At 42.5% G+C, this 15,788-nt stretch carries 14 protein-coding genes; 5 read left to right on the top strand and 9 right to left on the bottom strand.

The window, feature by feature from the left end:
• Nucleotides 1-70: 70 nt before the first annotated feature.
• The 9 genes from CH373_RS02035 to hrcA form a co-directional block, all read right to left on the bottom strand.
• Nucleotides 71-943: an alpha/beta fold hydrolase gene (locus tag CH373_RS02035; protein WP_165778760.1), complete on the bottom strand. Its 873-nt coding sequence runs from the start codon at nucleotides 941-943 to the stop codon at nucleotides 71-73.
• Between the two features lie 71 nt (nucleotides 944-1,014).
• The gene (locus tag CH373_RS02030; RefSeq protein WP_100712247.1) at nucleotides 1,015-1,626 is read right to left on the bottom strand and encodes a Crp/Fnr family transcriptional regulator; all 612 of its coding nucleotides are present in this window, start codon (nucleotides 1,624-1,626) and stop codon (nucleotides 1,015-1,017) included.
• Nucleotides 1,627-2,176: 550 nt separating this feature from the next.
• The gene (locus tag CH373_RS02025; RefSeq protein WP_100712246.1) at nucleotides 2,177-2,677 is read right to left on the bottom strand and encodes a DUF2721 domain-containing protein; all 501 of its coding nucleotides are present in this window, start codon (nucleotides 2,675-2,677) and stop codon (nucleotides 2,177-2,179) included.
• A gap of 4 nt (nucleotides 2,678-2,681) precedes the next feature.
• The gene (locus CH373_RS02020; RefSeq protein ID WP_100712245.1) at nucleotides 2,682-3,236 is read right to left on the bottom strand and encodes a YqgE/AlgH family protein; all 555 of its coding nucleotides are present in this window, start codon (nucleotides 3,234-3,236) and stop codon (nucleotides 2,682-2,684) included.
• Between the two features lie 7 nt (nucleotides 3,237-3,243).
• Nucleotides 3,244-4,203, bottom strand: coding sequence for a Gfo/Idh/MocA family protein (locus CH373_RS02015; RefSeq protein WP_100712244.1), 960 nt, complete (start codon nucleotides 4,201-4,203; stop codon nucleotides 3,244-3,246).
• 25 nt (nucleotides 4,204-4,228) lie between these two features.
• Nucleotides 4,229-5,344, bottom strand: a complete 1,116-nt coding sequence (gene dnaJ, locus CH373_RS02010; RefSeq protein WP_100712243.1) for a molecular chaperone DnaJ — start codon at nucleotides 5,342-5,344, stop codon at nucleotides 4,229-4,231.
• Nucleotides 5,345-5,351: 7 nt separating this feature from the next.
• The gene (gene dnaK, locus CH373_RS02005) at nucleotides 5,352-7,286 is read right to left on the bottom strand and encodes a molecular chaperone DnaK (RefSeq protein ID WP_100712242.1); all 1,935 of its coding nucleotides are present in this window, start codon (nucleotides 7,284-7,286) and stop codon (nucleotides 5,352-5,354) included.
• Between the two features lie 44 nt (nucleotides 7,287-7,330).
• Nucleotides 7,331-7,897, bottom strand: a complete 567-nt coding sequence (gene grpE, locus CH373_RS02000; RefSeq protein WP_100712241.1) for a nucleotide exchange factor GrpE — start codon at nucleotides 7,895-7,897, stop codon at nucleotides 7,331-7,333.
• 37 nt (nucleotides 7,898-7,934) lie between these two features.
• Complete coding sequence (gene hrcA / locus CH373_RS01995; RefSeq protein ID WP_100712572.1) at nucleotides 7,935-8,963, bottom strand: heat-inducible transcriptional repressor HrcA; 1,029 nt, start codon at nucleotides 8,961-8,963, stop codon at nucleotides 7,935-7,937.
• A 109-nt stretch (nucleotides 8,964-9,072) separates the two neighbouring features.
• Here hrcA and CH373_RS01990 point away from each other — a divergent pair, with 109 nt between their 5' ends.
• The 5 genes from CH373_RS01990 to CH373_RS01970 all read left to right on the top strand — a co-directional run bounded on the left by CH373_RS01990 (nucleotide 9,073) and on the right by CH373_RS01970 (nucleotide 15,746).
• Nucleotides 9,073-10,338 (top strand): S1C family serine protease, encoded by a 1,266-nt coding sequence (locus CH373_RS01990; RefSeq protein ID WP_100734054.1) that lies wholly within the window; start codon nucleotides 9,073-9,075, stop codon nucleotides 10,336-10,338.
• An 85-nt stretch (nucleotides 10,339-10,423) separates the two neighbouring features.
• The gene (locus CH373_RS01985; protein WP_125169851.1) at nucleotides 10,424-11,500 is read left to right on the top strand and encodes a hypothetical protein; all 1,077 of its coding nucleotides are present in this window, start codon (nucleotides 10,424-10,426) and stop codon (nucleotides 11,498-11,500) included.
• A gap of 200 nt (nucleotides 11,501-11,700) precedes the next feature.
• The gene (locus tag CH373_RS01980; RefSeq protein ID WP_100712238.1) at nucleotides 11,701-12,828 is read left to right on the top strand and encodes an AraC family transcriptional regulator; all 1,128 of its coding nucleotides are present in this window, start codon (nucleotides 11,701-11,703) and stop codon (nucleotides 12,826-12,828) included.
• 95 nt (nucleotides 12,829-12,923) lie between these two features.
• Nucleotides 12,924-14,834 (top strand): AMP-dependent synthetase/ligase, encoded by a 1,911-nt coding sequence (locus CH373_RS01975; RefSeq protein WP_100712237.1) that lies wholly within the window; start codon nucleotides 12,924-12,926, stop codon nucleotides 14,832-14,834.
• Between the two features lie 201 nt (nucleotides 14,835-15,035).
• On the top strand, nucleotides 15,036-15,746 hold the full coding sequence (locus tag CH373_RS01970; protein WP_100712236.1) for a potassium transporter Kef: 711 nt from the start codon (nucleotides 15,036-15,038) through the stop codon (nucleotides 15,744-15,746).
• Nucleotides 15,747-15,788: the final 42 nt, after the last annotated feature.

The following is a 15,788-nucleotide window of genomic DNA, read 5'->3' as shown; positions in this document are numbered from 1 at the left end:
CGAATTGCGTAAATCCTCAAAGCAATCTAGGATTTGGGCAATTCGGGGTATTTGTAACAATAGCGCTTTCTTAGCGCGAGAACGTTAGCTGTCCTTCTTTGTTCTTTTCCAGATTTTGCTCTAAAAACGATTTCAGGTCTTTTTCAAAACGGTCTGGACACTCTAGCATCGGCGTATGGCCAATTTTGTATTTAATCAGTTTATGATTTTTGAATTTTCGAATCGCTTGTATATTTCTACCAAGCTGAATGAAGCGATCTCGAGTCGCCCAACAAAAGAGCACAGGACAATCGATCTGAGCAATTAGCGGCCTCAGATCCTCGGAATCTCTCCAAAAAGAGTCCCAAGCTTTCTCTAAGACTGGAGCGATCTCGTAAGCATTCCGAACAATTTCATTTCTTGCTGCTTCTGCCTGTTTGGAAGGTAACACAAGTTTGTAATAAGCATGAAATGCAGAGCGAAACCATTTCCTTTTTCTTGTTCCGGCATGGAAAAAGGAAACCATCATTTTACAGACGAGTTTGTTGAATAGTCCCCCGCCTCCTTTGTCAAGACCACCAGGATCCATTAATACTACAGCTCTCGGCTTTATTTCTGGATCGGCGCCTAACCGGACTGCCACCGCGCCACCTATTGAATTTCCAAGTACGACCGGATTCCGAATCTCGGATCTAAGCAAAAACTCCTTTAATAATCTATAATACGATTCGGAAGATACACTTTGCTCTCCAAGAGGAGATTTTCCGTTACCAGGAAAATCAATTGCAATTACTTTGAAACCTGCAGGAGGGTTATTTAGGAGAAAATTATAATCCTCGGAGCTGTGACCAATCGCGTGAAGACAAACTATGCAGGGGTCTCCGTCCTTTCCTGCCGATCTGTAATGGATTGGATTCCCTGAGATTACTTCTCTTCTGATTTCTACGTTATTCGAAGCTTTCATTTGCACCATGCATCAAACTTAAGAAATTTTGAAAGTAAAGTCATTAACTCAGGTTAATTCGAAAATTTTTTTCAAGAAATTTTTCCTTCTCCCTTTAACCGCGTTCTAATTCTGCTCAAAGCCACAGGAGTTATCCCAAGATAAGAAGCGATCATGTAGTCTGGGACAAGCTTCTCCACTTGCGGAAGATTTTTTTTGAAAAGTAAATATCTTTCCGGAGGAGACAGCGCAAGTAATTCGTATTCTCTCTTTGCCTTTTTTATAAATAATGATTCAGCTACTTTTCGGCCGACTCTTTCCCAAGCAGGATGCTCATCAAATAAAGCAAAATAGTCTACAAATTTGGCGACTGCCAACTCACAGGCGTTAACCGCTTCTATGCTTGCCGTGGAAGGCTGTTTAGACAGGAGGTCAAAGTAAGAACCAGTAAACTCCCCTGGTATACAAAACGTTTTTATAAATGCAGCACCCTTTTCGGTCGTGTAAAATTCCTTCACAACTCCCGAAATAATAAACGCAAATTCAGATGCGGGTTCGCCTTGTCTTACTAAAAACTCTCCTGGACGCAAACGACGGAACTCAAATATTTTCGCGGCCTTGATCATCTGCTCTTTTGGAACCGGAGCAATAGAAAGAACAGCCGCGCTTAATGATTCGATATAAAATTGATCTATTTGGTTCATACCCTTGGAACAACCCTAAAGTTAATTTGTATTTGATTACTTTTTCCGCGTTCTGAATTAAACCTATAACTAAGACTTCTTATTGCGTTCAAGGAAAATATCCAGCCACAGCGATTGATAAAATTGTTATCACTTAAAGACCAAGCTAGGACATTTTTGGTTTTAGTTATTTTCGTTTTTTTATATTATAAAAACTTAAAAAAACTTATTTTTTTTCATTTAATATGGAACTCTTTTGCAAACGCAAGGCAAGCCTAAAACATTTGCAATCTGTCCCAAATCATCTAGCACCCCAACTAATAAATGATAATCCAACAGTTTGGTCATTCAAAGTTTTTGTCGTTTTAGGCATACTCGGCAAATCTTCGATCCTTCTCTTATCAGACCGGGGTATAAATGTAATCGCACGCCTAACACCTGTAAGCTTGGTGCAAGATACACAATCTAGGGCGGACGATTTTAGTCTTGAAGGAAATGCAAAATGTGCAAATTGACTAAAGTTAAATCAATGGGCTTCGAGAGCTCAATGGATCGGGATTTTGATCCGATTTTAACTTTTGCTATTTTTTGGATGAGACTGTTTCTCTAGATAAACTGTGAAATCAATTTGTCCCTTAATAAATTTAAGATTATAGCGACTTTCATACAAGAGAAGAGCACTTGCAGATAACATGAAAATGCCACCTAACATGGCGATGGCGGTCGCTACCCAAGCAATCTCTCGAACAAGAGCGATAGTAAGCGCAAATGTCAAACTCGAAGTGATAAACAAGCAAGTGGATAAGTAGAGAAAAGCCATAGACCGTTGAATTAAGACTGCCCTTTTCTCTTGTATTGCTAACTGGTTCTTGAGATATTCTCTTCTTTCCTGAGGAAAGGAAAGTCGGCCTTCGAGTACGGCTTCTACTTCTGCTTTTAAGAGATTCACTCGATCGAAAATTCGACCCAGTCGATTTGCTGTGGAAAAAATAAGACTTGCAGTGGCGGAAATTAGAACCGCCGGTGCGATCATACCTGTGAATATTTCGAAGCCGGCTAAATTCTGGAACATAGGGCTAGTTCAGCATTGGATCTTTTGTATGCTCCACAAAATACTTGTATAAACCACCTTTGCTTTTTAGAGCCTCTTGCCAGGTGGTTTCAGGATCATCCGTAAAAATCCATTCTGCTTTAGGTTCGTGTACAACCCAGGATTTCCGCTCCATTTCTCCCTCTAACTGATCTGCTCCCCATCCTGAATATCCTTGGTACACATTGAATTTCGACTTAGTGGGGAACTCCAACAATTCTACTAATGCTTCGAAACTTCTAGCTAAGTAAACTCCTGGAATGACCTCGATACCAGGTTGTTTCAACTTTGGATTATCGTGCAAAATAGAGACGAACGTCGGATCTACAGGCCCACCCGAATAGATCGGCATAGAACCATCTACGGTTTCTGGGATTCCTTGAATTACATCGTTTAGAGAGACTTCCATTTTTTTGTTCAGAACAACACCAAAGGCGCCATTTTGATCATGCTCGACCATCAAGATAACGGTCCGATTGAAATAGTCTGTCACTATCGAAGAATTAGAAATTAGAACTTTTCCACCGTAAGTCTTTTCCATACTTTCTTTAGTTATTATGGATTTCCTTCAGAATCCGATGCGCAATTTCCAAAGTCTGTAGATCAGACTGGCCGTATACCATAGGTTCCGTTTCTTTCCGAATACATTTCACAAAATGTTCGTGCTCTTGCTTAAGTGGATTATCTTTATGAACGAAGATCTTTTCCACGATCGACTCTTGTCTATATTTGATTTCTCCAGTCATGAGAAGAATATCAGAAGTAGCCTGTCTATGTAGCTCAATTTCTTGGTCCGTAAAATCTAATGTAATATATACATCTTTTTGAGTAATATTTAATGTACGAATCTTAGACTGCGTGCAACGGCTTGCAGAAATATTTGCAATCGTCCCATTTTCGAAATGCATTACGACCGATGCGATATCTTCATGATCGGACATTACTTTCGCTCCAACTGCGGTCAGATATTTGACGGGAGACTTTACGAGATTCAACACGATATCAATATCATGAATCATCATATCTAGGACTACGCCAACATCTTTAATCCTGGGATTGAAAGGAGCTAGACGCCTTGATTCAATAAGAAGAGGTTTGTCTGCAATATTTCCCAATTCAAGGACTGCTCCATTAAACCTTTCCACATGTCCGACTAACAGAACCAGGTCATTCTTGGAAGAGAGATCGACCAGTTCCTTTGCTTGCTCCAAATTTTCAGCGATCGGCTTTTCGACTAGAACGTGTTTTTTTGCAAGCAACGCTTTTTTAGCGATTTCGTGGTGCAAGAAAGTCGGAGCCGCGACGATTACAGCGTCGACCTTTGCAAGCAGTTCCTCTATGGAAGAAAAAGCGGAGGTTTTGTGCTTCTCCGCCATTTGTTTTGCTCTTTCTTTATCTGCATCGTAGATTCCGACCAAAACGGCGTCGGAAAGCATCTTAGCGACGTTCACATGATACTGGCCCATATGTCCGGTGCCAATGACACCGATCTTAACTCTATCGGACATTCAGTTTCCTTTATCCTAGTGTAAGTTATTTGTTTGAGAAGATTTTGCTCTTAGGTCCGTGCAAGTTTTCCCCGGACTCTCTTGCAAACTCTTCGATTAATTCTCTTTGACGACGAGACAATCTCTTCGGTATTTCCACTCTTACGATTACGTGCTGGTCTCCCTTTCCATAACCGCCCAAGTACGGAATTCCATGTCCTTTTAAACGGAACACTTGTCCGGATTCTGTTCCTTCCGGAATTTTCATTTTTACTTTCTTACCGTCAATTGTAGGAACCTCGATCTCCCCTCCCAAAATTGCCAGAGATAAGCTGATTTTTTTGCTTAGTATAAGATCGTTTGCCTGTCTCTCAAAGAGTTCGTGTTTTTTAATATGTGTAACAACATACAAATCTCCGTGAGGGCCGCCGTTTGGTCCGGCTTCTCCTTCCCCAGAAACTTTTAAGCGACTGCCAGATTCGATACCTGCAGGAATCTTAATATTTATAGTTCTGCGTTTCTCTACCAATCCTTTTCCATGACAAGAACGGCAAGGGTTCGAAATCACAGTACCTTTTCCATTACAAGTACCGCATGTAGTTGCTACTGAGAAAAATCCTTGGGACCTACGTATTTGTCCGCTTCCACCGCAGTCAGGGCAGGTCACGGGTGTACTTCCTTTAGCCGCTCCGCTCCCGGAACATTCCACGCAAGTTTCCAATCTCGGAATATCAATCTTAAATTCTCTCCCGAGGGCGGCATCTTCTAGAGATACCTCTAGGTTATAGCGCAAGTCGGAACCTCTTTGAGGTCCCGATCTACGACCGCCTTGAAAGCGACCACCTCCGAAGAAATCACCAAAGATATCTCCGAAATCTCCAAAAATATCAGAAAAGTCCGTGTAAGCACCGGCTCCGAATCCGCCTTGAGCGCCGGCCCCAACTCCAGCTTTACCAAACTGGTCGTAGGCCTGACGCTTTTTAGGGTCCCGAAGAACTTCGTATGCTTCCGTAGCTTCCTTGAATTTTTCTTCCGCTGCCTTATCACCCTTATTCTTATCCGGGTGATATTTTATCGCCAGCTTCCGATACGCAGCTTTGATTTCATCATCGCTTGCGCTTTTGGAAACGCCTAGAATATCATAGTAATTTGCTTCACTCATCGGTTACTTACTTTTTCTCATCGTCCACTACAGTATAGTCTGCGTCCACGACCTTTTCGCCGGATTCGCTGGTTTCCTGAGATTTCGCTCCTTCACCCGCTGCTCCGTTTTGGGAAGCTCCTGCAGACTCATTACCACTTTGGGAATAGATCTTGGAAGCAATCTCTGAGGAAAATTTAGAAACTGTTTCTTTCGCAGCTTTGATTCTACCCAGGTCTCCCGACTCGATCGCCTCTCTTGCTCTTTTTACTTCGTCAGTTGCAAGTTGTTTCTCGCTTTCGCTGATTTTGTCCCCGGCTTCTGAGACTGCCTTTTCAAGAGCGTATGTGATCGTATCCAGTTCGTTCTTAGCTTCCACCAATTCTCGAAGTGATTTGTCCGCAGCGGCATGAGCTTCTGCGTCCTTGACCATTCTCTTGATCTCGTCCTCGGATAATCCAGAAGAAGATTCGATTCGGATCTTTTGCTCTTTTCCGGTTCCAAGGTCTTTTGCAGAAACGTGAACGATCCCGTTCGCATCGATATCGAAGGTTACCTCGATTTGAGGTACTCCTCTCGGTGCTGGCGGAATTCCGATTAGATCAAATTTTCCTAATGTACGGTTGTCCTTTGCCATCTCGCGTTCTCCTTGAAGAACATGGATGGAGACCGCATTCTGATTATCAGCAGCCGTAGAGAATACCTGAGACTTTTTAGTCGGTATCGTAGTATTCCTTTCGATCAATCGGGTTAAAACACCGCCGAGAGTCTCAATTCCCAAAGAAAGAGGAGTTACATCGAGCAATAATACATCCGATACTTCTCCGGCCAAGACGCCGCCTTGGATAGCTGCACCAACTGCGACTACTTCGTCTGGGTTGACTGAACGGTTAGGCTCTTTTCCAAAAATTTGACGCACTAATTCTTGCACAGCTGGGATCCGAGTAGAACCACCAACAAGAATCACTTCGTCTACTTCAGAATTTTTTAATCCTGCATCTCTAAGAGCGTTCTCACAAGGAATGCGAGTTCTTTCGACCAGGCTACGTGTCAACTGATCAAATTTTGCTCTAGTCAGATTCATATCCAAGTGCTTCGGACCGCTTGCATCTGCAGTGATGAACGGAAGATTGATCTGAGTAGACATCGTTCCGGACAATTCGATTTTTGCTTTTTCCGCAGCTTCCTTAAGACGCTGAACTGTATTTTTATCGTGAGAGATATCGATTCCGTACTGCTTTTTGAATTCTTCGATCATCCATTCCATGATGACCATATCAAAATCATCTCCACCCAAGTGAGTATCACCATTGGTAGATTTTACTTCGAATACCCCGTCCCCTAATTCCAAAATTGAAATGTCGAACGTTCCACCACCGAGGTCGTAAACCGCAATCTTCGCATTGGTTTTTTTCTTATCAAAACCATAAGCAAGAGCTGCAGCCGTCGGCTCATTGATGATCCTTTCCACTTCCAATCCGGCGATACGTCCTGCATCCTTTGTTGCTTGGCGCTGATCGTCGTTGAAGTAAGCCGGAACAGTGATCACCGCTTTGGTAACCTTGTGACCTAAGTAATCTTCTGCGGTTTGTTTCATCTTTTGCAAGATTCGAGCAGAAATTTCCTGAGGAGTAAATTCTCCTGCAGCAGTTTCGAATTTCAGCCCATCGTTTCCGGCACGGATCACTTTATAGGAAACGTGCTTCATTTCGGATTCAACTTCGTTGAACCTGCGACCGATGAATCTTTTCGCAGAACGCACTGTATTTACTGCGTTTGTAATTGCCTGATTCTTCGCGAATTGGCCGACAAGGGTTTCTCCCTTTGCCGTAAAGGCAACGATCGACGGGGTCGTTCTAGATCCTTCCGAATTCTGGATTACAACCGGATCTCCACCTTCCATAACGGCAACAACTGAGTTCGTCGTACCAAGGTCGATTCCGATGATTTTTTCTTTTGCCATATTGGTTCTCCTTTATTTGTTCCCTTATTAAAATTTCCTGTTGTTCAGTTTCCTGCTTTTGGTCTTCCTACTCGAACTCTTGCAGGACGCAGAGAAAACGTTTCATCGTTTTCCTTAATCAAATAACCAGCCTGATACACTTCCACCACGGTCTCTTCTTTGTACTTTTCGCCCTCTTCAGATGAAATCGCTTCCATCGTAGTAGGGTCAAAAGGGAGCCCAACCGGTTGAAATCTGTACACGCTTGCTCTCTCCAACACGGAGTAAAATTCCTTTAGAATCATACCGACTCCCTCAACAAAGGGTTTTAACTCGTCGGTAACATTGGTCGTCGCCTCAACTCTCTCAAGATTGTCTATCGGAGTTAGGAAATTCGCAACAATCGATTTAATCGCTTCTCTTTTTACATGAGCGAACTCCTGCGCGGATCTCCTTTTATAATTTTGGAATTCCGCTCTTTCGCGAGCCCATGAATCTTTCAAAGATTCGATTTCTTTTTTCGAAGCTTCTAATTCTTTAGAAAGCTTTTCTTCTAGAGATTCCTCCTTTCCGTTTGCTTTTTCCGATTCTAGATTGTTGTCGGCACTTGCTACGGTTTCTTCTTGATTCATTTCCTTCTCTTTTCCTCGCTAATTTCCTGACTATTATCTATCTACTTATCCTGGTGATCATTTCAGAGACAAGCTTAGAGGTAAAATCTACAAGCGGCAATGCTCGATTATAATCCATCCTCTGAGGTCCGATGATTCCCATCGTTCCGATTCGCTTTTCACCCATCCGATAGTTTGAAGTAATAATTGCGACACCGTCCATTAGACCGTCTCCTTCCTTGCCGATCACGGTGATGACACCTTCGTGATCGATATGCTCTCCGAAGAATTCTCTTAACAATCTCTTATCGTCGAGCAAGGAGAGAACTTGGTTCAGCTGCTTTTCTTCGTCTCGAAAACGACCATAAAGGTTTTTTAATCCATCGATATACAAGCTCACTTCCGAATTATCCGGAGTCATTGCAGCAGCGATGACATCTGATACTTTATAAAAATCTTCTGGACCATCTTTCTTGTTCAAGAGTTTAGGAATAACCGATTCCTGAATCTCGAACATATCGTAACCTTTTGCATTCTCATTCAAATATTTTGATATTTGATAGAGCTCTTCTTGAGAATAGTTTCTATCTAAAAAGACATTCCTGTGAACGACAGCTCCTGACCTCATCACCATGATCATAAGAACTTCGTCTCCATGAACATGGATCAATTCCACATGCTTTAAAGTATCCAGACTTTTTGCGGGTCCGATCACAATCCCTGCTGTGTTAGATAAACTTGCCAATACACTCGCAGTCGCCTTCAGGATCTGATCCAGTCTGAATTGCATTTTCAGGTATTCTTCCTGGATCCGCTGTTTCTCTTTCAAAGTCAGTTCATAGACAACTAACAGAGAATCTACGTAGAAGCGGTATCCTTGCTCGGTAGGTATCCTTCCTCCAGAAGTATGCCTGGAAGCAAGAAAGCCCATATCTTCCAGATCCTTTAATACAGCACGAATTGAAGCGGGTGAGAGACCTATATCGTGTTTATCGAATAAGGTCTTTGATCCCACAGGACGGTTCTCATCGATAAATTCATCGATCAATGCTTTCAATATCATCCTGTGTCTTTGGGACAGTTCCATTCCATTGATTCCTGGCACTCTGATGGTTAGAGTGCTAAAGCTCCCCACAAGTTTCCCAAAAAAGCCAAAAAAAGTCAAGAATTTCAAGGGAATCTGAAGCAGTTTCGGCTTGGAACTGCTAATTTATTGGGTATTGCCTGGATTCTGGATTCCTTTCGGTTTTCGCGGGCCCCACCCGGGCCTGGGTGGGGGGATGGTGGCGGGCAAACCGAAGGACCCCAATACCAGACTTTCTCAATTTCTACAAGGATTTTTGCTCTGTCTTCGGACTGTAGGAGCTCCTACAGATCTTGATTTACACTGGAACGAGCTTTTTATAGAACAGACTTCCCCTCAAAATCGGCCAATGCAGAAAATTAAATCGCTCTACCTTTCCTTTCTACTAGCTTTCTTTTCCTTACAGTGCTCAGATAAAACTCAGATCGAGAATCTCAATGAAGAGAGCCTACTGATTTCTCTTCATTTGCAGAGCAGATTGATTTCCTTATTCGAAGCCCAGCTTCCCGCAACTGCGAGTATCTTCCCCAAAGGCAGCACTGAAACTTCTAAAGCGATCGGCTCCGGTTTTTTTATTAACAGACGAGGAAACCTTCTCACCTGCCAGCATGTAATCCAAGGCAGAAGAGAGGTAATTGTGCAGCAGGGGAAGACTACAAAGAAATGGAAAGCTATTGTGATCAAAGAGGACAAGGAGTTGGATTTGGCCCTTTTAGAAGTGCAAATTGATTCTGAGTCGGTTCCATTTCTGGCAATCCCCAAAATATACACTGGAAAGCACGGCACGATCTATCTTGCAATCGGTGCATCCTATGGACTCCCGGACTCAGTTACATTCGGGCTAATTTCTTTTCCTCAGAGAGCGAATGTAGACCCTGCGAAACCACTCCAAGGTTTTGTACAACTTAGTCAGTCTGTACTTCCCGGAATGTCTGGCGGTCCCATTCTGGACTTGGAAGGAACTCTGATCGGAGTCCAAAGGTTTACTTACACTCCGACAGGGCTCGCCGGCATCGGACCCGGATTTGCGATTCCAGCCGGGAAATTATCAGCCTTTGTCGAATCTGATTTGGGCGTGCTGGCCGATAAGCAAAAAGTACAACGCGGAATTATAGAAATCCCGATCACTACTCCTTTCTTAGTAAATAAGTTAAAACTACCCAGCCCCTTTGGAGTGATCGTTAGTTCAACGGAAAAAGGAAGTCCTGCCGAAAGGGCAGGTCTCCAAAGATACGATTTTATTGTAGCAGTAGATGAAGAAAAAATTCGGTTTGCGGGCGATTTTTTTAGAATCATGTCCTCCAAGAATGTTAAAGAAGATATAGTTCTAACCATATTTCGTTCCGGAAAAGAGCAGAAAATTACCGTATCGGAATAGGCTTGCCAACTTGCTTGGAAATTTTTTTCCATTTATAATAGCTAGAGAATTCTGAGTGAAGCTTTCGATTCACTGGGAGAGGAAAATGAGAAAACTGACGAATGTTGCCGTTATGATCGCTTTACTAGGTCTCGTAACGGTATGTAAGAGCGAAAAGGAGAAGGCTGCGCATAATTTAGCAGTTCTTTCCCTCTTGGGCCAAAATGTCCAATTAAGTCCGGAACAAAAATCAGCCAGCGCATCTGTGAACGGTGCAGTTTCGGCTTCGAATGGAGCTCAAAATAACGGTGGCATGGTTGCTTTGGGAGCTCAGTCCATCGAACAAGAACTCATCGCTCAAGTCTTTGAAAACGGATTGGACCCGGTTGTTGCTAGAGAATCCGCGATTGCAATTGCAAACTTACACAAAGATAAAAAGAGTGAAGTCCAACTCACAGCAATTAATACTCACTCTACCACCTACCCTAATTTTACTTTTGATGGAAGTGTTACCGGTGTTGGGATTCAAGTACAGAACATTGATATAGGTGCAATCATGCCGTTTCTGGGAGCTTGCTCCGTGAATTATGTAACTGCGGATCCAGGTATTCCAACTGGAACTGCAACCTTCGCCAATGGAACACTTACTTTCACCGGTTCTGGTTCTGGCTCTTCTTTTTCCGGATCTAGCGCCTTTGCCGCCGACGTAACCTTTGCAGGCTTTGGAGCATTCTACACAGATTGGTTAGAATACATCATCGTTGCAAAAAACCCGCCGGACACGAGCGGCGCATTTACTTGTGAAGCATTCAAAGATTCTTTTTCCCGCTTCTTAGATGTCTTTTACAAATATAGCGTTTTTCAATCCGGAACTGCTCACGTGACTCATAACAGAACCTACTCCAGTGAAAGCACAGGAACTTCTTTAAGTGCGAATTCTTCGTTCACGGCTACTGTAAATTCTCCCGCTGGATTGATGATCCAAGAGTACGAAAACGGTGTCGCAGGAACTGCAAAATTAGTTACGTTGGAAAATGTGACCTACGGATTCCAATCCAGCATGCAAGTGTTAACTGGTACTCCTGGAACTCCTCCGATCAGTGCAAACGGCGGGATCAGTGTGAATTTCTCTGGGACCGTAAACGGCGTAGCGATCGATCAATCGTTCGCGATCAATTTCTAATATTACTAGAACCTAATCTCCTACTCCCTCTTACAAAAGAGGGAGTTCCTTCTTTTTCCCCTTTTTTCTCCCATCTTTTCCTAACATTTTTCCTTAGGACCAAAAGAACCAAAGTCCAATCTTTGTGATTTTGTCCAATCTCGGGCTTATTCAAAATTTAGTTGAATCCAAATCCGTATTGGGTTGGATAATAGGACTTTATGGAAACCATCCAATTGTTTCCTTTGCTTTATCTTTTCTCCGGGGGATTTTTTACCCTTGTTTGGTCTTTAGGCTCTTTGGCGGAGCCTTCCAAATCCAAAGATAAATACTGGGTTTCGTTTATTCTCTTTTGCACGGCGATTTGGCAATTTGCAGGTGCGATTTCGTTTTCGGAAGTTCTTCGCTCTGTGCCGATTTTTCTCGGGGTACACTTGCCCTTTGCTTGTTCGATCGGACCTGCACTCTTTTTATATTATAAGAATGTACTAATGGAGGAAGAGTCTTCTTTCAGCTTGGAAGCCTTGCATTTTCTACCAGCCTTCATTTGCTTTTTGCTGTTTTTGCCGTATTGGATTATGGATCGGCAATCCGAACTCGGAATTCTTTTTAAGATCTATTTGGGCAAGAACGATCCGTATTCGATGATTCTAAGTTTTCTAATTCTATTGCCCAAGGTTCTAATACTAGTCTATTTATTGCCAGTCTTGTGGCCAGCTTTACATGTGCTTTTTAGAAAAGAAGCCGGCAAGAAAGATGAAATTAGACGAAGATGGTTCCTTCGCTTTGTCGCTTTGACTTTTTTCCTGATTTCCCTCGGTTTAGCCGGCTTTATTCTCCAAAAACCCTTACTGGTTTTACTCAGCGCTTACGGTCTCCCAATTTTATTAGTAAAATCTTATATCATTTCCCAAAGATTCCCTGGCTTGTTGATCGGAATCGGAAAGAAAATTCGTGAAACCAAGTACGCGAAATCTCGTCTAGGAGGCTTGGATCCTTCTGAATTGAGTGAGAAACTATCTCTGCTGATGCAAAAGGAAAAAGCTTTTACCGACGAAGATCTGACTCTCCCGTCCCTGGCCCAGGATTTAGAAATCAGTACGCACCAACTATCCGAATTTCTAAATATGGTCCTTCAGACCAACTTTTCAGATTATATTAACTCTTGGAGAGTCAAGGAAGCCGAAAGCTTTTTATTGGAGGATCCAAACAGATCCATACTTTCTATCGCTCATGCCTCTGGTTTCAATTCAAAGTCCTCTTTCAATCAAGCTTTTCGTAAATTCACCGGAATTACTCCTTCAGAATATAGAAAACGAAAAAAGGGAACTTCCCCCCACTTTGCGTAGCAAGTTATAACTACGCACGTTTCAAACTATCTCCCCGGTCGAACGATCCTTTCTAAACTCATATACTATCATCTTGCAAATGCAAGGAGGAGTGTATGAGGACACTGGCTGATTTGTTCAAATATTGCGCGGAAAAATATGGTGAGTATCCTGCTTTCGCAACCAGAAATGATAACGGCGATTTCGAAACGATTTCGTACAATCGACTTTATCGAGACTCGATCGCTCTAGCGGCAAGTCTTGCAAAACTGGGACTGCAACCAAAAGATCGTGTCGCGGTTTTTGCAGACAATCGTTTAGAATGGATGCTTACGGATATGGCGGTCATTCTTTGCGGTGCTGCTGACGTGCCTCGCGGCACTGATCTCACAGATAATGATATTAACTATATTCTACCTCATTCGGAAGCTACATTTCTGTTTGTTGAAAATGATAAAGTATTAGAAAAAGTTTATAGAAATCCGGAATCCTTGGAAAACGTCACAAACGTAGTTCTTATGGATCTTACAGCCCAGGGTACAGGAAAGGAACTTAGGCTCTGGGATCTTATTCAAGAGGGCTACGGGCTCCTAGAATCCCAAGGCGAATTAATTCAAAAAAGGATAGAGCAAATTGACGAAGAAGATTTGTTCACGCTCATTTATACTTCGGGAACGACAGGCAAACCGAAGGGAGTAATGCTTACTCACAAAAATGCTCTTTCACAAATTCACAATTTGCCTATCGCCCTGAAAGCAAAAGAAAGGGTTGTTTCCATTCTTCCGATCTGGCATATCTTTGAAAGGATCTTTGAAATGGTCTCGATGTATTTCGGGGCCTGTACGTATTATTCGTCCGTGAGGAACATAAAAGAGGATCTTAGAAAAGTAAAACCCACCTTTATGGCCTCTGCCCCAAGAATTTGGGAAAGCGTTTATCAGGGAATATTAAACACCGTAGCAAAATCCTCTTTAATCAAGCGGGCACTATTCCGCTCCGCCTTGACCTTGAGTTCTATAAAGAGTTCCTCTGTGCGTTGGTTACGATTCCAGGAGTTGGACCTGAAAAATCGGAACTCGATCAGCTCATTTTTTATAGGGCTACTCAAATTCTTGGAATTGCTCTTGGTGTTTCCTTTCTATCTAGTCTTAGATTTTATAGTACTGAGAAAGATTCGGTCCGCAACTGGAGGCAAGTTGGTAGCAACTTGCTCGGGGGGAGGAGCACTTCCCTTTCATGTAGACCAATTTTTCAACAATATCGGAATCCCGGTACTCGAAGGATACGGTTTGACGGAGACTTCTCCGATTTTGGCAGTAAGAACTTTTGATAAACTAGTGCTAGGTACTGTTGGCCCACTTTATCCAAACACGCAACTTAGAATAGTAGATCCCATCTCGGGAGAAATCCTGTATACAACCGAAAAAGAAGAAACAGAAGGAGTCAGCTTAAAAGGAGAAATCCATGTAAAAGGCGACCAAATCATGAAAGGATACTTTAAAGATTTGGAATCCACTTCGAAGGTTTTGAGAGACGGATGGTTTAATACTGGTGACTTAGGAATGATCACCTACAACGGTTGTTTGAAAATTGTGGGTAGAACCAAGGAAACGATCGTATTAACTGGGGGCGAAAACGTAGAACCTGTTCCGATCGAAAACCTGCTTTTGCAATCCCCTTTAATCGAACAGTGTATGATCGCCGGGCAAGACAGAAAATATCTTTGCGCACTGATCGTACCGAACCGAGAACTTTTCCCTTCTTATAAGAACGGATTTGGCTTTTCTAGTGAGTTCGAAGAAGAGAGGTGCATCCAAAAAATTCGCGAAGAAATTAAGCAGAAAATCTCCGCTCAAAACGGATTTAAGAATTTTGAAAGAATCGTAGACTTCCGCATTCTTCCAAAAGCTTTTGAGCCTGGGGACGAATTGACCGCCAAACTCTCTGTTAGACGGCACGTAATTTCGGAGAAATATTCGCACTTAATAGAAGAGATGTATTCTGAAAATGTAAAAGTTGCAAAATGAATTCCTGGTTGGAAGGAAAAGGTTTATGGCATAGTTTCAGATTTATGCTTCAAAAAAAGTTTAGTGCGCTTAACAACGAGGCTTGAATCACAAAAAATATTTGACCTAGTCTCGAAAAGCGCCCTATCATTATTGCGATTTATGCGGATGATTGCGTTCGCGAGATCTAATATTGCATAGACTCAGGCATAGGTGTGATTCATGAATATACTTGTCTCTTTCGCAAATCCCAAAATGGGAGCTAAACTTTTCGGACTTGCGCGATCCTTATTTGCAAAATCGGGACAAGACCTTTCTATCGTAGCATTACATATTATTTCAGTCGAATCCGAATCTGAAGGATTTCCTCGTCTTACAGAAGATGAGATTTTTGAATCGGTTAGGCAAGAGGCCGCCGGAGCAAATCTGAATTTTGAAACGGTAGGTTTTCCGTCTGACTGGATCGTTCCCGGTATAGTCGAAATGGCCAGGACAAAGGAAGCCGATTTGCTATTGTTAGGTGCTTCGGGTTCCTTGTTTTCCAATGATCTTTTGGGCGGCCGGGTTGGAGAAATATTGCACGAGCTTTCCGATTCGGATATTGCTGTTTTAGCAGACAATGGTTTACGTTCTCCGATAGAACCAGTATTACTTGCACCTGGGATCGCTTCGATGGAGCTATTTCCACTTGCAGAAGGTCTTTCCAAATTTATTCAGAAACCAATTGCTGTCCATGCCGGATCGGCTCCGGAAGAATACAGTTTAGAGACCTCTAGCCACTTTGTTCCTTGGCTACCCTTCTCTCTACAGGAGGACCATTTTATAGATAAGAACTTAGTAATATTGGAATATGATACTTACAAAGGTTTCCATTCTCATTTACTCGACATGAAGAATGTTTCTTATCTAATCCTTAGAAAAGGAAACAGGTAGATTTTTTAGCGAACTTTGGACTGAACTAAAAGAGCGCTTGTC

The sequence above is a fragment of the Leptospira perolatii genome (assembly GCF_002811875.1).
GTDB classification, from domain to species: Bacteria; Spirochaetota; Leptospiria; order Leptospirales; family Leptospiraceae; genus Leptospira_B; species Leptospira_B perolatii.
This window is presented reverse-complemented; position numbering and strand designations above follow the sequence as displayed.